Here is a 19775-nt window from a genome sequence, read left to right on the forward strand (position 1 = left end):
AAAAAGCAACACGGATCGCCAAAGGCGTAAGGCCGAAAGCCCAACTGCTTGAATCAACTGCACAAATCTCAGGGTTTTCACTAAGAAAACCAGCAACGTTCGGTACAATTTGATTCCTTCAGCTCGCCCGAGCCTGCGTCCTTCACTCCGATAACGCGCGACCGGCCAGCACACAGTCACCGCTTACCCCATGCCTCTGCCCCTTCTTGCCCTCGCCATTGCCGCGTTCGGTATCGGCACGACCGAATTCGTCATCATGGGCTTGCTGCCCAACGTCGCGCGGGATCTCGGGGTGTCCATCCCCGCGGCCGGCATGCTTGTGTCGGGTTATGCGCTGGGCGTGACCATCGGCGCCCCCATTCTCGCGATCGTCACCGCGAAAATGCCGCGCAAGAAAGCGCTGATGAGCCTGATGGGCGTATTCATAGTCGGCAACTTGCTGTGCGCGATCGCGCCGGGTTACTGGATGCTGATGGTGGCGCGCATTCTGACCGCGTTCTGTCATGGCGCCTTCTTCGGCATCGGTTCGGTGGTCGCCGCGGATCTGGTCGCGCCCAACCGCCGCGCGCAGGCCATTGCGCTGATGTTCACGGGCCTTACGCTGGCGAATGTGCTCGGCGTGCCGCTTGGCACCGCGCTCGGTCAGGCGGCCGGCTGGCGTGCCACGTTCTGGGTCGTGACGCTGATCGGGCTGGGCGCGGCCGGCGCGCTCGCCGTGTGCCTGCCGAAGCACATCGAGATGCGCGAATCCAGCATCCTGCGCGAATTCAACGTGCTCAAGAATCCGCAAGTGCTGATGGTGCTGGGCATCAGCGTGCTGGCATCGGCGAGTCTGTTTTCCGTGTTCACCTACATCACGCCGATCCTCGAAGACGTCACCGGCTTTTCGCCTCATGCGGTCACGCTGGTGCTGCTGTTGTTCGGGCTTGGGCTGACGGTAGGAAGCACGCTCGGCGGCAAGCTCGCGGACTGGAAGCTATTGCGCTCGCTGCTGACGTTCCTTGTATCGATCATCGTGATCCAGGCCATTTTCGCCGTTACGATGCACGCAGCCATTCCCGCGATGATCACCATCTTCGTCTGGGGCGTGCTCGCTTTCGCGATCGTTCCGCCCTTGCAGATGTTGATCGTGAACCGCGCCAGCGATGCGCCGAATCTCGCGTCCACGTTGAATCAAGGCGCATTCAATCTCGGCAACGCGACAGGCGCGTGGCTCGGCGGCATGACAATTGGTGCGGGTGCCGCGCTCACTGCGCTGCCGTGGGTGGGCGTACTGATGGCCTGCGGCGCGTTTGGATTGACGCTGCTGTCGGCGTCGCTGGATCGACGGACACGGCGCGCGAGTATCGGGCAGGCGGTTTAGGTTCAGCCTTCTGAGAAGCGCAGCGCCGAGGCGCTGCGCTCTACTCGGCGACGCCACGCGCGGGCAAAATCACACCTTTGCATTCGCCGAATCCCACACGATACCCTTCGCCCTGACACCATCCGGTGAGCGTCAATTCATCGCCGTCTTCAATGAACCTGCGCTCGCCGCCCTCCTCCAGCGTGATCGGGCGCTGTCCGTTCCACGTCATTTCAAGCAGGCTTCCACATGAATCCGGCGTCGGGCCGCTGATCGTGCCGGAACCCATCAGGTCTCCCACGCGTGTGTTGCATCCTGCCACCGCGTGATGCGCGAGTTGCTGCGCCATCGACCAGTACATCAGCTTGAAATTGGTTCGCGAGAGCTTCGTTGCCGACTCAGCCAACGCGGGCCGCAGATGCACTTCGAGTTCGATATCGAATGCGTGATTGCCGGTATGGCGCAAATACGGGAGCGGTTCGGGCTCCTGTTTCGGCGTGGCGGTACGGAACGGTTCGAGCGCGTCGAGTGTGACGATCCACGGCGAGATGGTGGTCGCGAAACCCTTCGAGTTGAACGGCCCGAGCGGCACGTATTCCCATTGCTGGATATCGCGGGCGCTCCAGTCGTTAAGCAGCACCATGCCGAAGATATGCGACTCGGCCTCTTCACAGCCAATGGGTTCACCCAGCGCATTTCCCGCGCCGATGACAAACCCCGTCTCCAGTTCAATATCCAGCTTGCGGCACGCGCTGAACACGGGCCGCTCCGCATCGGGCAGCTTGATCTGGCCGCTCGGCCGGCGCACTGGCGTGCCGCTCACTATCACCGATGAAGCGCGCCCGTTGTACCCAATCGGCATCTCCGACCAGTTCGGCAGCAGCGCGTTCTTCGGATCGCGGAACATGGAGCCGACGTTGGTCGCGTGTTCCTTCGATGAATAAAAATCCGTGTAGCCGGGGATATCTATGGGCAGATGCAGTGTTGCGCTCGCCCTCGGCACGAGCGCTCGCGAACGTAACCCCGGATCGTTTTTAAGCGTGTCGCAATCGGCGGCGAGCAGCGCACTCACCTGGACACGCACGCTTCGCCACGCGTCGCGTCCCAATGCGATAAACGCATTCAGCGTGGGCTGCGCGAACACGGGGTCGCCTTCGATCAACCCCGCGCGATGCACGACGGCGAGATCGAGAATCCAGTCGCCGATCGCAACGCCCGCGCGTGGCAGCGGATTGACTTCATCGGAGAAAATGCCGAACGCCAGGTTCTGGACCGGGAAGTCGCTTGCCGGATCGTTCGCGGATTCTATCCAGCTTTTAAGCCTTGAATCACGCGTCGCTTCAAGCACTTCATGAGTCGGGCCGGCTGAAAAACTCATCGTTGCTCCGGGTTGAAATGTTTGGTCAGCCCCTGCCAGCACTCGTAGTAATGCGCCTGAAGCTGCGCGGTTTCCAGGGCGAAGCGGGTCGGCTTGATCAGCGTGCGCGTTTCGAACATGAACGCCATCGTGTCGCCTACTTTCACCGGCGTCGATGTATCCGCGTTCGATGCCTTCTCGAAGGTCTGCGCGTCCGGCCCGTGTCCCGACATGCAGTTGTGCAGGCTCGACCCGCCAGGCATGAACCCTTCGGCTTTCGCGTCGTAGACACCGTGCACCAGGCCCATGAACTCACTCGCGACGTTGCGATGAAACCAGGGCGGCCTGAAGGTATCCTCATTCGCGAGCCAGCGCGGCGGGAAAATCACGAAATCGATGGCATCCACACCCGGCGTATCCGTCTGCGATTGCAGCACGAGGAAGATCGACGGATCGGGGTGGTCGAAGCTGATCGAACCGATGGTGTTGAACAGGCGCAGATCGTATTTGTACGGCGCATAGTTGCCGTGCCACGCGACCACGTCGAGCGGCGAATGACCAATATCCGCGCGCCACAACACGCCGTTCATCTTCGCGACGAGTTCGAACGCGCCTTCGCGGTCCTCGTAGGCCGCATGCGGCGTGAGAAAGTCGCGCGGGTTCGCAAGACCATTCGAGCCGATAGGTCCAAGGTCCGGCAGCCGCAATAACGCGCCGAAGTTCTCGCAGATGTAGCCGCGCGCGGTGGTATCGGGAAGCGAGACGGAAAAACGCACGCCGCGCGGAATGACCGCTATTTCGAAGGGTTCTATATCGAGCCGGCCGAGTTCGGTCGCAATGGACAACCGCCCTTCCTGCGGCACGATCAGCAGTTCGCCGTCGGCGCTATAGAAGAAGCGGTTCTGCATCGAACGGTTCGCAGCGTAGAGATGGATCGCGCAACCGTGCATGGATTCAGCCGCGCCGTTACCGGCCATTGTCACCCAGCCGTCGATGAAATCCGTGGGCGCACCGGGCATTGGCAGCGGGTCCCAGCGCAGCTGATTCGGCGGAGTGGGCGGCACCTCGGCGAAGTTCGCGACGAGTTTGGCGCGTAGTTCATCACCTTCCATTTGAGTGAACGGTTGATGCACCGCCGCCGGCCGTATCCGATACAACCACGAGCGCCGGTTATGCCCGCGCGGCGCAGTGAAGGCAGTGCCGGAAAGCTGCTCGGCATACAGCCCATAGTTCACGCGCTGCGGTGAATTGCGGCCGAGCGGCAGCGCGCCGGGCAACGCCTCGGTCGCGAAGTCGGCGGCAAAGCCCGATTGATAGTGGCGGCTCGTTTCAGTGTGACTCGTGAATGCGCCAGGCGATTCTGGTTTCATGGCTTGTCCTTTTCTACAATTTCATACCCTGGCGGTTGAGGCCGCAACACCGCTTCGGGCCATCGACATCGCTTCGCGCAGCACATCCATATCGCCGATCTGGTTCGACAGCAGCAGGATCAATTTCGCGTTCACCAGTTGGCTTTCGTTGTTGCCAAGATCGCGATGCATGTCAATCAGCGCTTCATAGAAGGCATCGGGATCGGCGAGACGCAGGGTGGTATCGAGCATGGCGGACCTCATCATGCAGGCTGGGTTTCGTTCAGGGAGCAAGTCGTGCGGGAGAGTGCTTCGCGCACGGCGTGAGGATCGAGGCGACGGGCGCGCATGGCGACGTGCTGGTCAGGGCGAAGGAGATAGAACGTGCCGGGATGCGCATCGAAACGTTGGGCCAGCAGACCCTTCACGTCTTCCAGTACTTCAATGCCTTCGCGCACTTTGACCTCGGAACCTGACGGCACGATCAAGACAAGCTTCACTGGCGGACGCAGATCTTGCAGCGCGGTCAAGGCATCTGCGGATTCACCAAACAGTACACCCGCAAACGATGACCCCATGCGCTGCAAGAACCATGCGTTCTGGCCGCCAAAAAACACAGGCGCATCCGCCGCCACCGCACCCGGCACGAGCGCGCAATTGAAGGTATCGCGATCCGGCGTGTTCAGCGGCGAGTCATGCAGCACCGAAGCCGTCGATAACCGCCCGCTGTTCACAATCCGCCGCGCAAACGCGCAATCTTTCGCAAGCCGCAAAGCAGCGTCGCGGAACACACGCGATACATCGCTCTTCGGCGTGATGAAATCGGTCGAACGCGTGGAGTGGCGGATGTTTTCATCGGCGGCGGCTTCACGCTCGCTGGCGTAGGTGTCGAGCAAAGCATCGGGTGCATCACCATCGATCACCAGTTTCAACTTCCAGCCAAGATTGTCCGCGTCCTGCACGCCGCTGTTCGCGCCGCGCGCGCCGAATGGCGACACGCCGTGCGCCGAATCGCCAGCGAACAGCACGCGGCCGTGACGAAACTTGTCCATGCGCTGGCATCGGAACGTATAGACGCTCACCCATTCCAGTTCAAATTCGACGTCGGGTCCGAGCAACGCGCGCACACGCGGAATCACCCGCTCGGGCGCTTTCTCCGCGATGGGGTCGGCGTCCCAGCCCAGCTGGAAATCGATGCGCCACACGTTGTCCGGCTGGCGATGCAGCAGCACCGATTGATTCGGATGAAACGGCGGATCGAACCAGAACCAGCGCTCGGTCGGGAAGTCGGCTTTCATCCGCACATCGGCGATCAGGAAGCGGTCCTTGAAGGTGCGGCCGTGGGTATCGAGATGCATGAGCGCACGCACCGGGCTACGCGCGCCGTCAGCGGCGACTACGTAACTTGCTCGCAGCGTGTACGGACCGTCAGGCGTCTCGATCTGCAGCAAAACGCATTCATCCGATTGCGTGATGCCCGTGACCTTGTTATGCCAGCGGGCATCGAGCAAGGGCAACTGACGCGCCCGCTCAGCCAGATACCCTTCGACGTAATACTGCTGCAGATTGATGAACGCGGGCCGCGCATGATCCGCTTCGGGCAACAAATCGAACGCATAGAGCAGTTCCTTTTGCAGGAACACCTTGCCGACGTTCCAGCTCACGCCCTTCGCGATCATTGGTTCGCCGCAGCCGAGCCGATCGAAGATCTCAAGCGTGCGCTTCGCAAAGCAAATGGCGCGCGATCCCGACGACAACGTGTGGTCATCGTCGAGCAGCACGACGGGCGCGCCCTGCTGCGCGAGGTCGATCGCGGTCGCGAGACCCACCGGCCCCGCGCCGATCACAACAACCGGATGCGGCGGCGCGGGGGCGTTCTGATGGCCGTCCTGGTCGGGTGAGCGGCGGTACTCGAATGTGAGCGCCTGAAAGTCGATAGCCATGATCGTTGTCGTCGCCATTCAGCTTTCGAGCGTTTCCCACATTTCCTTGTCGCGCTGCGCCGTCCAGATGCGCGGATCGCGATATCGCGTGGCTTCGTCGAAAGCGCGCGTGACGTCGAACGGCATGCAGTGGTCGAAGATGACCCAGTCGCCGAACTTCGGCTTGAGCGCGGCATAGGTGAGCTTGTAGATCTCGTTCAGGTCCTTGCCCGCTGCTGCACCCAGCTTCACCTGGTTGAACAGTTCGCTCACGAAAGCCCGGGTTCCCGCAATACCGTCCGCCACTTGCTGCGGCGTCTTCAGCGCCGCGCCACGGCCCGGTACGAGCTTCTCGGGATTGAAGGCCGCGAGCGCGTCGAGCGTTGCGGGCCAGTCCTGGTAATAGGCGTCGCCACAATATGGCGTCGCGCCGTATTCAACCAGGTCGCCCGACAACATCACCTTGTCCTCGGGCAGCCACAGCACCGTGTCGCCTTTGGTGTGACCCCGGCCGAGTTGCATGATCTTCACTTCCAGCTTGCCGAGCCACAGCGTCATCTCGCCCTTGAAGGTGAGCGTTGGCCACGTGAGCCCCGGCACCGATTCCACCGCGTTGAACAGGCGCGGAAAACGCTCGATCTCGCTCTTCATGTCCTGCTCGCCGCGCTCGACGATCAGGTCGTACGTGTCCTGGCTCGCGATGATCTGCTGCGCGCCATACGCTGACGCACCGAGCACCCGCACCGCGTGATAGTGCGTGAGCAGCACATATTTGATGGGTTTGTCGGTCACTTCGCGGATCCGGCGAATCACGTCCTGCGCCATGACCGGCGTGGCTTGCGTGTCGGCGACGAGCACCGCGTCGTCCCCAATCACAATGCCCGTATTCGGATCACCCTCCGCCGTGTACGCATAGGCGTGCTCGGAGAGACGCTCGAACGTCACCTTCTTTTCCGTGAGGTCGGCCTGCGACGCAAATTTCTTCTCAGCTGCCATGCGAGTCTCCTGATAGTTTGCCATTTCAATTACGCATAGTAAAACGAATTACGTTAAGTGAAATTAATGTTAACCCTAGTCATACGCGGCGAGTTGGTTTCGGCTCATATCAATATGTGGATTTTGTGCAAGGCACCACCCGCGGCACTGCTACCATCGACGCTATACCTCCTACATACTCGTCTTCATGATCGCGCCAACCGTCCAGCAACTCGTTTCGCGTGCCGCGGATTACCCGTTTCCCGGCGCGCGCATTGTCATGGGCGACGGAGCGAGCGCGGGCACGGCCATCGCGTTCTACGAAGGGTTTTGCCTGGCGAGCGCCTACGAACCTATCTTCGATGTCACCACGCGAGGGCTGCCGCAATCGCTGACGGCGTCGGTGGAAAGTGCCGAACGATTCGGCGATGAACTCGGCTTCCAGGCGATGACGCTCACCGGCGACGGGGCGTCGTTTGATCCGTTCGCGCAACTCGACGACGACCCGAAGCTGGTCGAACTCGACCGGCTCTCACGCGCATTGCACGCGTTTAATTTCTTTGGCGCGCAGCGGCCGGGGTTGTTGTTCCTGAGGGTGCACGAGCGTCTGCTGAAGAGCGTGAAATATGACCACGGCAAGCACTTTTCTTCCGTGTTGATCGAGTTTGGGTTGAACCCGGCAAGGATCGTCATCGAGTTGCCGCCGGCCGCGGTCGCGCATAAGACCTTCCTCGGGTATCTCGTGAAGAGTTATCAGAAGTACGGGTTCAAGGTTGCGGGAAATTTGCCCAATGCCGGACAGATCATGTCGGTGTCGGACATGGCGCGGCTGGATTTCATCAAGATGGATGCGGGTCTGGCGTTGCGGGATTCAGTGGTAAAGCCGTTGGTTGGCTATGCGCACCGGCTGAAGATTCCGCTGATATTCAACCACGTCGACGACGAAGCGCAGTTCGAAGCGCTTCAGCAATTCGAAGTGAGTTTTGTGCAAGGGCCCGCGTTTGAGGCTCATGCGATTGTTCCCGGACGGGTTTGAAGGGTTCGTTCGCACTCGCCTACCAGCGGCAACAACGCCGGCCAGTGGGCTATCTGACGAGCACGGGCAGTGGTGGACATAGCGAGCCACCACGGAAAATTCACCTCGCAGTAAACCCGCCATCGATCGGCATGACGATGCCTGAAATCATCGCGGCGGCGTCACTCAACAAAAACAAAATGGGCGCGGCCACTTCGTCCGGCTCAACAAAACGCCCCAACGGAATCCCCTTCAACGCGGGATCACGTTTAGCGGGTTCGCTCCATGCCTTGATTGCCATCGGGGTAAGCGTGACAGTCGGATTGACGCTGTTCACGCGAATTCCATGCGGCCCAAGTTCCAGACACAACACGCGCGTAATAGCATCGAGTGCAGACTTCGATGCGCAATACGCAAGGTGATCTTCAATCCCCACCAGCGCCGCCTGACTCGATACATTCACAATACTGCCGTGCTTGCCCGCCGCTATCATCCCTCGCGCGACCTGCTGCGCAACGAGCGCAGCACCTCGAGCATTCACCGCCATGAGCTGATCGAAATCCGCAGCAGAAAAATCAACGCCCTTATCCAACGCCGTCGTGCCTGAACAATTGACGAGACCATCGAAAGCATCGAGGTCTTTCAACGCAAGCGCTATCTGCGCCGGATCGGATACATCAAGAACCAACGGCTCGCAGCCTGTTTCATCTGCGAGCGTTTGCAACGCATCCAGGTTGCGCGCCGCCGCCACCACCCGCGCACCCGCCGCACGCAAATGAACGACCGTCGTCCGTCCAATACCACTCGATGCCCCCGTAACCAGCACCGACCGCCCGTTGAAATCGAAGTGTGTCTGCATGATTCAGGATGCCTGCAAGCGATGCATGATCGGCTTCAACGCCGGATATAAATCGACATAAACACCAAAGCGCTCCGCGTACAACTTCTGCCGCTCCGCGTCCGGCTTCGCGCGTTCGACCAGCGTGACCCAGCCGCCCTCAGCGGTCTCCCGCGTGATCAGGTTCGTGCCTAATGCCGCAAGCAACGCGGCGCCCATCGCGGCTTCCACCTCCTCTTCGATTGACCAGACCGGATACTCCGTGACATCGGCGATGATCTGCATCCACAAGTCCGAATGCGCCGCACCGCCGACCACAATAAGTTTGTCGTCAAGCGATTGCGCACCTCGGCGACCCGCCTCCATGTTGTGCCTGAGCGCGAATGCCACGCCCTCCAAAACCGCGCGATACAGCGTGGCACGTGTGTGGTACAGGCTCAGGCCAACAAATGTGCCACTGGCTTTTGCATCCCACACGGGGCTGCGCTCACCCATCAGGTAGGGCAGGAAGACCACTCCATCGGAGCCCGCTTTTATGTTCGCCGCAGCTTCTTCCAGCAACCGATGCGGATCGCCGTGAGGGGTCGCTTTAGCGGCTTCTGTCTCTGCACGACAAAACTGTTCGCGATACCAAGTGACCGACGCACCCGCGGTAATAGCGCCGCCGAAAATGTATATGTCCTTCTGCGAGTTGTAGACGTGCGGCATGCTGATCAGGCCATGACTCGCATCGACGCTCTGATTGATATACCCCCAGCACATGCTCGTACCGATCATGGCAACGTGATGGCCTGCGCGCGTCACGCCTGCTGCGAAAGTTGCAACCGCTGCATCCACTCCACCCGCAATCACCGGCGTGCCCTCTTTCAATCCAAGTTCAGCGGCCCATTGAGGCAACAGTCCACCCACTATCTCTGACGAATCCACTAACCGCGATGGCATCATCTCCACTGGAATGCCGAGCATGGTCAGCGCTTCTTCCGACCACCCACGCTTCTCTATGTCGTACACCCCGCCGATATTCCCCGCCGAGCTATGGTCCACCGCCAACGCTCCCGTCAGCTCACGAATGATGTACGCGTTGGGCGGCAGGAAGTATTGGGTCTTGCTCCACACCTCGGGATGATTGTTCTTCAGCCAAAGCATCTTCGTATAGCCGTAATAGCTGTCTATGCCATTGCCCGTGATCTGCTTAAGGCGGGCGGTATCGATGCTCTTCTCGACCCACTCCACTTCCTGCGTCGCCCGGCGGTCCATCCAGATCAGGCACGGATATAACGCGCGTTTTTCTTGATCTACAGGAATCCCGGAACCGCCATACAAGCTGCTTATGCAGATAGCCTTGATGTCTTCTCGGGCTATCCCCTTCGCGGCGGCTTTTTCCGCGCAGGCCTTGATCGTCGCCTTGACCGCATCCAGCCAGACCGAAGGCCATTGCTCCGCCCACAATGGTCGTGGCGTGTCGGGATGGTATGCACTCGAATGCTGGGCGACGATCTTTCCTTCCACGTCGACTAACAATGCCTTCGTGCTCTGGGTGCCAATATCAACGCCTATTACATAAGCCATTGCGCTTGCTCCACGTCTCGATCTTTTCAGCCCCGCTTGTTTGCAGGGCTTTTCTGGTTTTTTATATTATCGCGGCTTTAGCAAGACCTTGATGGAATCCAGTGAATCCGCCACCTTGATCGCTTCGTCCCATTCCTCAAGCGAAAAGCCATGCGTCACAATACCCTTCGATGTAACCAGGCCACGCGCCAACAGATCAATCGCGATGGGGTAGCAGTACGGCCCAAGGTGCGCGCCCCGCACATCCAGTTCCTTCCGGTCGCCGATGATCGACCAGTCAACCGTCGTATCACTTCCGAACACCGAGAACTCAACAAAACGCCCCAGCTTTCGGATCATGTCCAGACCCTGCGACACGCCTATGGGTGCACCCGTCGTTTCTATATAGACATCGCATCCATATTGATCCGTGATCGACTTGATGATCGCCAATGCATCTTCGTTCTTCGGATTGATCGTGATGTCCGCGCCGTATTCGCGCGCCAGCGCCAGGCGTTCCTCCACTAGATCGATTACCACCAGTTTCTTCGGTGTCTTCAGATGCGCGACCTGCGTCATCATCAACCCCAGCGGTCCCGCGCCCGCAATTACAACCACATCATCCAGCTGGATGTCACCACGATTCACCGTGTGGATCGCGCACGCCAACGGCTCGATGATCGCGGCGTCCTCCAGCGAAATACCGTCCGGAATCTTATGGACGATGGCAGTCGGCGGGATACGCATGTACTCGGCCATTCCGCCATCCGCCACTTCGCGCTGGAAGCCGAAGATGTTGTGCACTTCGCACATCCAGTACTGCCCCGACTTGCAATAGCGGCATTTTCCGCAAGGCACGATCTGCTCGGCGATAACACGCTCGCCCAGCTCCACGCCGAAATGTTCTGCCGCGCCTTCCCCCAGTTCTTCGACGTATCCAAAGAACTCGTGCCCCGGAATGACCGGTGCCTTGACCCAGGGGCTGGGGCCGCCCCAGAACATCTTGGCGCCCGAGTGGCATTTGCAATCGCTCGCGCATATCCCGCAAGCGGCAATGCGAATAACCAGTTCATTGCGCCCGGCCGTTGGTCGCCGTACCGACTCGACCCGGTAATCCTTGGGCGCGTGGCAAACAATTGCGGTCATCCGGGTTGCTTCGTTTGATGTGCTCATAGTGCTCTCGTCTCGTTCTGCGCAGGTTCGTGGTTCTTCCCGGAAAACACCTTTAAACAAGGGTTTTCCGTCTCTGGTCATGACCGCTTCTTTAATCACTTACGGCGTCGATCGCGGCTGATGTAAATCGCCAGCAAAATGATTCCGCCCTTGATCACATTCTGGACATACGGGTTCACACCAACCATGTTCAAGCCGTTGTTCAGCACGCCCAGCAGCAAGGCGCCAATCAACGTGCCGACGATCGAGCCGCGCCCGCCGGAAATGGAGGTCCCGCCCATTACCACCGCCGCGATTGCATCGAGCTCAAAACCAACCCCGGCGTTAGGCTGCCCGCTCATCAACCGCGCGGTGAGGACGATGGCCGCCAGCGCCGATGTCAGCCCCGCCAGTCCGTACACAATCAGCTTCACCCGCGCCACGCGCACGCCGGACAACCTCGTGGCGTCTTCATTGCCGCCGATTGCGTAGACGTATCGCCCGAACGGCATGCGCTCGAGCAACACCCACGCAAGCAGGTAGACCACGAGCATGATGACCACGGGCATCTGGACGCCCAGCACCTTGCCGTTACCAAAGAAGGCGACCCAGTCAGGCAAGCCGTCGATCGGATAACCACCCGTGTAGATCAGCGCCAGCCCGCGAGCGATACCCATGGTCGCCAGCGTGACGATGATCGGCGGCATGCCGGCAAACGCGACGAAGATGCCGTTCGCCACACCAAAGCCAAGTCCCACGGCAATGCCGACCACGAGCGCCGCCACCGCGTTCATGCCCGATACCATCAAGCCGGCCGCCAGCGTGCCGGACAGCGCCATGACCGACCCCACCGACAGATCAATGCCTCCCGTCAATATCACGCACGTCATGCCCACTGCGATGATCGCGTTGATGGACACCTGCCGCGCGATGTTCTCGATGTTCGCCGCCGACAGGAAACTGTTACTCGCGAACACCATCACCAGGCACACGACCACCAGTCCGACGAACGGATAAAAGATGGTTGATCGTTTAAGACCGGCCCACGTCAATCGCACGGGTGCGCCGGGCGATACCGAATCGACTGTGGCGATTTTAGGTTCCATCGTTAATTTACTCATGGCTGACTCCCTGCCCGACCGACGCGGCACTGGCCGTCGTCGCGTGCGTCATGACTGCATTCGATGTGATCTGCTCACCTTCAAGAATGGCTTCTATGCGACCCTGCCGGAACACAGCCACGCGATCGCTCATGCCCACGATCTCCGGCAACTCCGACGAGATCATGATGATTGCGTAACCCCGCCCGGTCAGCTCGCGCATCAACACGTAGATCTCGGCTTTCGCCCCCACGTCAATGCCGCGCGTGGGTTCGTCGAAGATCAGGATGTTCGCGTGATGATTCAGCCAGCGTGCAATCACCACCTTCTGCTGATTGCCGCCGGAGAGCGTGGACACCTGCGTGTTCATGGTCGGCGCCTTCACGCCCACACGCTTCATGATCGCGGCGGTCGTACGCGCTTCGTTGCGTTGATCGATGAAAAATCGCGCTTGGACGTACTTGCCGAAGTTGTTGATCGAGATGTTCTGCTTGATCGAGAAGTCGGTGATCAGCCCTTCGGTCTTGCGGCTTTCCGGCAGGATGCCGATACCCGCATCGAGTGACGCAGCCGGGTCCGCCAGCTTCGTCTCCCGCCCGTTGATCTTCACCTTCTTCACATGGGCGGGATCGGCGCCGATCACCGCGAGCGCGGTCTCCGTACGACCCGACCCCACCAGACCCGCGAAGCCAAGGATCTCGCCTTCACGCAACACGAATGCGTTGACGGGCCCGTCCTTGTCGATCTGCAGCGTCTCGACTTCGAGCACGGCTTTTGCATCGGCTCGTGGCGGGGGCTTCGGCGGAAAGCTGTTCTCGATCTTGCGGCCGACCATCATCTCCACGAGGCGGCCGACGTCAGTATCGGCGACGGCTGTATCGCCGACATACTGGCCGTCGCGCAGCACCGTGATGCGATCGCAGACTTCAAAAATCTCATCGAGGTGATGCGAAATGAAGATCATCGCAACGCCCTGCGTTTTCAGCTCGCGCATGATGTCGAAGAGATGTTCCGCTTCGGAAGGCGTGAGCGTGGCGGTGGGTTCATCGAGGATCAGGATGCGCGCTTCAAGAGACAACGCCTTGCCGATCTCGACGAACTGCTGCTGTGCCACCGACAACTCCCGGATAGGCACCGACAAGTCAATATCCACTTTCAGCCGCGCAAAAATTGCCGCCGCCGAACGCCGCATGGCCGCTCGATCCAGCATGAAACCCTTCTTCAGCTCACGCCCGAGAAAGATATTTTCGACCGCGTTGAGAAACGGAATCAGGCTGAATTCCTGGAACACGATACCAATACCCGCCGCCACCGCGTCGTGATAATCCGTGAAGGTACGGGTCGTGCCGTTGAGCGTGATCGTGCCTTCGTCAGGCTGATAAATGCCGCTGAGGATTTTCATCAGCGTGGACTTTCCCGCGCCGTTTTCGCCGAGCAGCGCGTGCACTTCACCGGCGGCGACGTCGAGATGAATGCCCTGCAACGCCTTCACGCCGGGGAAGCTCTTCGTGATGTTGTCGAGTCTGAGAATGGAGTTCATCCTGGTCACCTGCCGGACCGTGCATTAAATGCGTGATATGAAAATCGCTTACCAGCTGAAGCCCTTGGCATTGCTCTTGTCGATCAGCTTCACGTCAATAGGAATCACCTTCGGCACATTGGCGCCCCACTTCTTCGCAAGAGCGATCCCAATTGCAATACGCACCTGGTCGCGCGGAAACTGCGCCGACGTTTCAATGAACTTCGAGTCCGGCTTTTGCATGGCCGTGATGGCTTCCGGCGCACCGTCTACGCTCGTCAGCTTGATGTCCTTGCCCGATGCGTCAATCGCCGCAAGCGCGCCCATCGAGCCGCCATCATTCACGCTGAATACGCCCTTGAGATTCGGATGCGCCTGGATCATGTTCTCGGTCACGCTCAGCGCGGTCGCGCGTTCCTGCTTGCCGTTTTGCGTATCGACAAGCTTGATGTTCGGGAACTTGGCGAGTGCCGCCTTGCAGCCGCGTACGCGCTCCAGAATAGGGACGACCGGAATGCCGTCGAGGATGGCCACCTCACCCGTGCTGCCAATCGCCTTGCCCAGGTATTCGCACGACATCACGCCCGCGTCGTAATTCTTCGATCCCACGAACGAGTCCACCGGGCCGTTCGCGTTCGCATCGACAGCCACGACCACCACGCCGGCCTTCTTCGCCGAGTTCACGGCCGAGACAATGCCGGTGGAGTCAGTCGGGTTCACGAGCAGGATGTCGATCTTCTTCTGCAGCATGTCTTCAACATCGCTGACCTGCTTGCTGACGTCGTGGTGGGCGTCAGTCACGAACACTTGCGCGCCGATCGATGCCGCCGCTTCGTTCAACGCTTTTTGCATGGAGACGAAATACGGGTTATTCAGCTCCTGGAACGTCATGCCGATCTTCAGCGGCTCAGCGGCGTGGGCGGCGGACATTGCAAGCGCCGTAGCAAGACCTAACGTGGCGAAGGCGAGTTTCTTCGGGAAAAGGAAAGCGTTCATGGCTGTCTCCATCTGTTATTGATTGGACTGGGTTTGACTTGACGCACTTCATGGCAAAGCTGAAACCGCGAGGACGAGCTCATTCCGCGCGGTGCTTTTGCAAGCACCGCGTTTCGCGGTCTACGGTTAAGAAAAAAGCGCTAGACGGACACGTCGAGGGCCTGTGCAGCGTCAGACGGTTCGGTCGCGCTTGCAGCATTGAGCTGCTGGTACGCACGCCATCGCGACGGCGACATGTCTTTGAGCAACAGGAATTGCCGGTTGAAATTCGACAGGTTATTAAAGCCGACCTGATAACAGATGTCCGTGATATTGAGTTCGCCCGACATAAGCAGCTGGCACGCGAGATTAATACGCAGCCGGTTCACGTACTGCACGAAAGGCAGCCCTGTGTGGCGGCGGAAATATCGCGAGAACGCGCTGACACTTTGTCCCGCGAGCGCCGCGAGTTCGGATTCGCGCAGTTCCTGCGAGAGGTTCTTGCCGATATAAGCCAGCACGTGATTGATGCGCGTCTCGGCATACTTCGCCGGGTCCGCGCGATACGCCGCGCTGGCCAGCTTCACCGGGTCGGCGCTCTGCACGAGCAGGTCGAGCAGCGCCAGGAACAACGTGATGCGCCGCATACCCTGCGCGCCAAGCATCTCGCGCATGATCGGCTCGGCCGCCGCGCCCGTTTCCGGCGTGAACAGAAGACCCCAGCACGACGCATCGAGTAAAGCTTCAACGCGCTTCAGTTCCGGGAATACGTCGATGGCACGCACCACGAACTCCGCATCGAATTGCAGGATCAGGCAGCGTTCGTCGACATGCTCGCCTGGCGGCACGTCGCTCACCCAGTTGTGCGGCAGGTTCGATCCCATCATCACGAGATTGCCGGGCACGAAGTTGCCGATGTAATCGCCGACGAAGTATTTGCCGCTCGTCGTGGTGATGAGCTGGATTTCATACTCGGGATGGAAATGCCAGCGCACGGTGCGGTACGGATAACCGTGCGACCAGACCTTGAACGATTCGTCGCGCGCCACCGCGACCACCTCAAGATCCGGCTGGAAAATGTTGGCCCGGCGCGCGTCCGTGCGCGCTGCGCGGCAATAACCGCACGTTCCGCACCGGCACGACGGGGCACTCGGTATTGCGTGCATCTGCCTTCCTCCTGATCCGCTTTTGTTTTCGGCGCCGCGGATAAAAACGGTTCGCGCCTGCCATGACTGAAAATTATCCCTGTCACGGTTAATTCACCACTGAAAATGACACGGCCCGCCGATACTTTTTTGCATTGGGGTTAGTCCGTAGGGGCTCGAGCAACAAATTTTGTGCAATGCAATAGCGCGCGAATGCCCGCAAAGCATCGTCACCCTGCCTCAAAAAAATCACGCAAAAACACAAACGGAAATGCTGCGCAGTGCCTTGACTTTCATCGAATCGAATACGATCATTCGCTCACAGAACGAGCAAATGATCGACGCAACGCGAATTTGGCCCGACGCCCAATCCGTTCGACGACAACGAGACACAGCACAGCGCCCCGCACCGCATGCGGCGCATCCAGATCAGAGGAAGGACGACATGACTACCGAAAGCCAGGCAGCCGCCGACGTGATCCTGCACATCGGCGCGGGTTCTTTTCATCGTGCGCATCAGGCGTGGTACCTGCACAAGCTGATTGAATCCGGCGACACGCGCTGGTCGCTGACGGTCGGCAATATTCGCGGCGACATGAATGCGGTGCTGGAAGCACTGGCCGCACAGAACGGCACCTATACGCTGGAAACCGTCACGCCGCACGGCGAGCGTGCGTACGAAACCATTCGCTCGATCACGAAGGTGGTGCCGTGGGCAGCAGACCTGAACGCGTTGGTCGCGGCGGGGTCGGCGCCGGAGTGCAAGATCGTATCGTTCACGGTGACCGAAGGCGGTTATTACCTCGATGAACACCATAAGCTGGATACAGCAAATCCCGATCTGGCAGCCGACCTGAAAGGTGCCCGCACGACCATCTATGGCGCGCTGGCCGCTATTCTCGACGCCCGCGTGAAGCAGAACGCGGGCAAGGTGACGCTGCAAAACTGCGACAACCTGCGCAGCAACGGCGATCGTTTCAAGGCCGGCATGCTGGAATTCCTGCAATTGCGCGGCGAGACTGCCCTGCGCGACTGGATGATTGCGAATACGTCATGCCCGAACGCGATGGTCGACCGCATCACGCCGCGCCCCACGCCCGATGTCCGCGAACGCGTGCTGGCTGCAACCGGTTTCGACGATAAAGCCCCCGTCATGGGCGAAGCGTTTATCCAATGGGTGATCGAGGACGAATTCATTGCGGGGCGGCCGGCATGGGAGAACGTCGGTGCGGAAATGGTCCACTCGGTGCTGCCCTACGAAGAAGCCAAGATCCGTATTCTCAACGCGACGCATAGCTGTATTGCCTGGGCGGGGACGCTCGTCGGCCATCAATACATTCACGAAGGCACGCAAGACGCCGACGTCCGCGCGCTCGCCGAGGCCTACGTCACCGAAGACGTGATTCCGTGCCTGTCGCCGAGTCCGATCGACCTCGCGAAATACCGCGATGTGGTGCTCGACCGCTTCGTCAATCCCTATATCCAGGACACGAATCAACGCGTGGCCGCCGATGGCTTCTCGAAGATCCCCGGCTTTATCGCGCCGACCTTGCGTGAATGTTTTGCGCGCCACGTGGATCCGAACGCCACCGCGATGTTGCCCGCCCTGTTCTTCCGCTTCCTCGAACGCTGGCATGAAGGCAAGCTGCCGTACGCGTACCAGGACGGCGTGATGGACCCCGCCACCGCGCACGCTTTCTTCGAAGCAGACGACCCGGTGAAGGCTTTCGTCGCCGATAAACTGCTCTGGGGCAGTCTCGCGCAAAGCGCCGATCTCGAACGTGTGCTGCGCGCGGCGCTTGGCCGTGTCGATGCGTGGCTCGCCAAGCGGGCCTGAGCATCTCACGCTTCGTTTCACCCCTCTTCGTGCCCGTCCGGTGTTATTGCCAATGGCGTAACACCGGCAGCGGCGCTACATTAGCGCCTCCGGTTTCTCGCGGCTTTCAGCCTTCATCAAGGGTTCGTCCATGTATTTAGGCATCGATCTCGGCACCTCCGAAGTCAAAGTTCTCCTGCTCGCGAGCGACGGCAGCGTCGTCGGCACGGCGGGCACCCCCTTCACCGTTTCGCGTCCCAAACCCCGCTGGTCCGAGCAAAATCCGCTTGACTGGTGGAACGGCACACGCGCCGCGCTGTTCGCTTTACGCGATAAATTCCCGCAGGAGTTCGCACAGGTGCGCGGTATCGGTTTGTCGGGACAGATGCACGGCGCGGTGCTGCTCGATTCCGAGGATCAAGTGCTGCGGCCGGCGATCCTCTGGAACGACATGCGCAGCGACAAGGAATGCGACGAGTTGACCGAGCGCGCGTCGGGGTTGCACGAAATCGCCGGCAATCTCGCGATGCCCGGTTTCACCGCACCGAAGTTGCTATGGGTGCAGCACAACGAGCCGGACATTTTCAACCGGACCGCGTGCGTGTTGCTGCCGAAGGATTATCTGCGGCTGCATCTGACCGGCACGAAAGTATCCGATCCGTCGGACGCCGCCGGTACCTTGTGGCTCGACGTCGCGCGCCGCGACTGGTCGGATGAACTGCTCGCCGCCTGCAACATGACACGCGCCCAGATGCCGGCGCTGGCCGAAGGCAGCGAGCCGTCGGGCACCCTGCTGCCCGCGCTCGCCCGCGAACTCGGATTGCGCGATGGCGTGGTCGTCGCGGCCGGCGGCGGCGACAACGCGGCGAGCGCGGTGGGTATCGGCGCAACGGAACCGGGCGATGGTTTCCTGTCGCTTGGAACGTCGGGTGTGCTGTGCGTGGTCGGCGACCGCTTCCGGCCGAATCCATCGTCGGCGGTGCATGCGTTCTGTCACGCCATTCCCGATCGCTGGCATCAGATGAGCGTGGTGTTGTCGGCTGCGAGCTGCCTGCGCTGGGTCTGCAAGCTCACCTCCACCGACGAGCCCACGCTGCTCGCTGAAATCGCCGCGCTTGATCCCGCCGCGCTCGAGATCGCGCCGCTCTTCCTGCCGTATCTCAGCGGCGAACGTACGCCGCATAACGACCCCTACGCGCAAGGCGTGTTCTTCGGCATGACCCACGCAACCGACCGCGCATTGCTCGGTTACGCGGTGCTCGAAGGCGTGACGCTTGCGCTGACCGATGGCCTCGACGCGTTGCAGGCCGCCGGCACCGAAGTGCACGCGCTGTCGCTCCTGGGTGGCGGTGCGCGCAGCAAATACTGGGGCCAGTTATTAGCCGACGCCCTCAATACGCGCACGCGCACGCATGGCGGCGGCGAGACCGGCGCGGCGCTTGGCGCTGCACGGCTCGGCTGGCTGGCCGCGGGCGGCGATCCGGCCGTGGTGCTTGCCAAACCACCCGTGAAGGACGAGTTCATCCCCAACGCGGAACGCCACGCCATCCTGCGGCAACGGCTGAAGGGTTTTCGCGAGTTGTATCAGCACGTGCGTCCGTTGTTCGATCCGGCGCGCCCGCGGCTCGCGTGATGGTTTAAAAGACACCGGGGAGTTTTTGTCCGCAGGCGCCGAGCGTGCACAATGTCGATCTTTCGCGTGCCTTTACGGCGCGCGATTCT

General features: G+C 60.4%; 16 protein-coding genes. 4 read left to right on the forward strand and 12 right to left on the reverse strand.

Features of this window, described 5'->3' with window-relative positions; all coding sequences use genetic code 11:
- The first annotated feature begins 190 nt into the window (after positions 1–190).
- Positions 191–1363 (forward strand): MFS transporter, encoded by a 1173-nt coding sequence (locus tag AWB69_RS01030; RefSeq protein WP_062081131.1) that lies wholly within the window; start codon positions 191–193, stop codon positions 1361–1363.
- 40 nt (positions 1364–1403) lie between these two features.
- Here the strand turns inward: AWB69_RS01030 and fahA are convergent, their stop codons facing one another.
- The 5 genes from fahA to AWB69_RS01055 are packed head-to-tail and all read right to left on the reverse strand — an operon-like array spanning position 1404 to position 6966.
- Positions 1404–2720, reverse strand: coding sequence for a fumarylacetoacetase (fahA, locus tag AWB69_RS01035; protein ID WP_062081134.1), 1317 nt, complete (start codon positions 2718–2720; stop codon positions 1404–1406).
- Positions 2717–4069 (reverse strand): homogentisate 1,2-dioxygenase, encoded by a 1353-nt coding sequence (hmgA, locus tag AWB69_RS01040; RefSeq protein WP_062081136.1) that lies wholly within the window; start codon positions 4067–4069, stop codon positions 2717–2719. The genes fahA and hmgA overlap by 4 nt, the downstream gene beginning before the upstream one ends.
- A 21-nt stretch (positions 4070–4090) precedes the next feature.
- Positions 4091–4300 carry a DUF2783 domain-containing protein gene (locus tag AWB69_RS01045; protein WP_062081340.1) on the reverse strand — a complete coding sequence of 70 codons (210 nt, stop codon included), beginning with the start codon at positions 4298–4300 and terminating at the stop codon, positions 4091–4093.
- 11 nt (positions 4301–4311) lie between these two features.
- Positions 4312–5991, reverse strand: a complete 1680-nt coding sequence (locus tag AWB69_RS01050; protein ID WP_062081342.1) for an FAD-dependent oxidoreductase — start codon at positions 5989–5991, stop codon at positions 4312–4314.
- Positions 5992–6009: 18 nt separating this feature from the next.
- Entirely contained in the window at positions 6010–6966 is a 957-nt protein-coding gene (locus AWB69_RS01055) for an MBL fold metallo-hydrolase (protein WP_062081138.1), read from the reverse strand.
- A gap of 187 nt (positions 6967–7153) precedes the next feature.
- Between AWB69_RS01055 and AWB69_RS01060 the strand changes: the two genes are divergently transcribed.
- A complete protein-coding gene (locus AWB69_RS01060; protein WP_062081140.1) occupies positions 7154–7981 on the forward strand; it encodes an EAL domain-containing protein in 828 nt (275 codons plus the stop codon).
- Between the two features lie 100 nt (positions 7982–8081).
- Here AWB69_RS01060 and AWB69_RS01065 read toward each other — a convergent pair whose 3' ends face one another.
- The 7 genes from AWB69_RS01065 to AWB69_RS01095 form a co-directional block, all read right to left on the reverse strand.
- On the reverse strand, positions 8082–8819 hold the full coding sequence (locus AWB69_RS01065; protein WP_062081142.1) for an SDR family oxidoreductase: 738 nt from the start codon (positions 8817–8819) through the stop codon (positions 8082–8084).
- A 3-nt stretch (positions 8820–8822) separates the two neighbouring features.
- A complete protein-coding gene (locus tag AWB69_RS01070) occupies positions 8823–10367 on the reverse strand; it encodes an FGGY-family carbohydrate kinase (protein ID WP_062081144.1) in 1545 nt (514 codons plus the stop codon).
- A gap of 66 nt (positions 10368–10433) precedes the next feature.
- Positions 10434–11519 carry an alcohol dehydrogenase catalytic domain-containing protein gene (locus AWB69_RS01075; protein ID WP_062081146.1) on the reverse strand — a complete coding sequence of 362 codons (1086 nt, stop codon included), beginning with the start codon at positions 11517–11519 and terminating at the stop codon, positions 10434–10436.
- Positions 11520–11614: 95 nt separating this feature from the next.
- The gene (locus AWB69_RS01080; protein ID WP_231936946.1) at positions 11615–12604 is read right to left on the reverse strand and encodes an ABC transporter permease; all 990 of its coding nucleotides are present in this window, start codon (positions 12602–12604) and stop codon (positions 11615–11617) included.
- A 7-nt stretch (positions 12605–12611) separates the two neighbouring features.
- Positions 12612–14138 carry a sugar ABC transporter ATP-binding protein gene (locus AWB69_RS01085; RefSeq protein ID WP_062081151.1) on the reverse strand — a complete coding sequence of 509 codons (1527 nt, stop codon included), beginning with the start codon at positions 14136–14138 and terminating at the stop codon, positions 12612–12614.
- A gap of 48 nt (positions 14139–14186) precedes the next feature.
- Positions 14187–15047 (reverse strand): substrate-binding domain-containing protein, encoded by an 861-nt coding sequence (locus tag AWB69_RS01090; protein ID WP_231936947.1) that lies wholly within the window; start codon positions 15045–15047, stop codon positions 14187–14189.
- Between the two features lie 206 nt (positions 15048–15253).
- Positions 15254–16258: an AraC family transcriptional regulator gene (locus tag AWB69_RS01095; protein WP_082913214.1), complete on the reverse strand. Its 1005-nt coding sequence runs from the start codon at positions 16256–16258 to the stop codon at positions 15254–15256.
- A gap of 424 nt (positions 16259–16682) precedes the next feature.
- On the opposite strand from AWB69_RS01095, the gene dalD reads away from it, so the two are divergent.
- The gene (gene dalD / locus AWB69_RS01100; protein ID WP_062081346.1) at positions 16683–18074 is read left to right on the forward strand and encodes a D-arabinitol 4-dehydrogenase; all 1392 of its coding nucleotides are present in this window, start codon (positions 16683–16685) and stop codon (positions 18072–18074) included.
- 130 nt (positions 18075–18204) lie between these two features.
- On the forward strand, positions 18205–19686 hold the full coding sequence (gene xylB / locus AWB69_RS01105) for a xylulokinase (RefSeq protein ID WP_062081156.1): 1482 nt from the start codon (positions 18205–18207) through the stop codon (positions 19684–19686).
- Positions 19687–19775 lie beyond the last annotated feature (89 nt).

It is taken from the genome of Caballeronia udeis, from assembly GCF_001544555.2.
In the GTDB taxonomy this organism is placed as follows: Bacteria; Pseudomonadota; Gammaproteobacteria; order Burkholderiales; family Burkholderiaceae; genus Caballeronia; species Caballeronia udeis.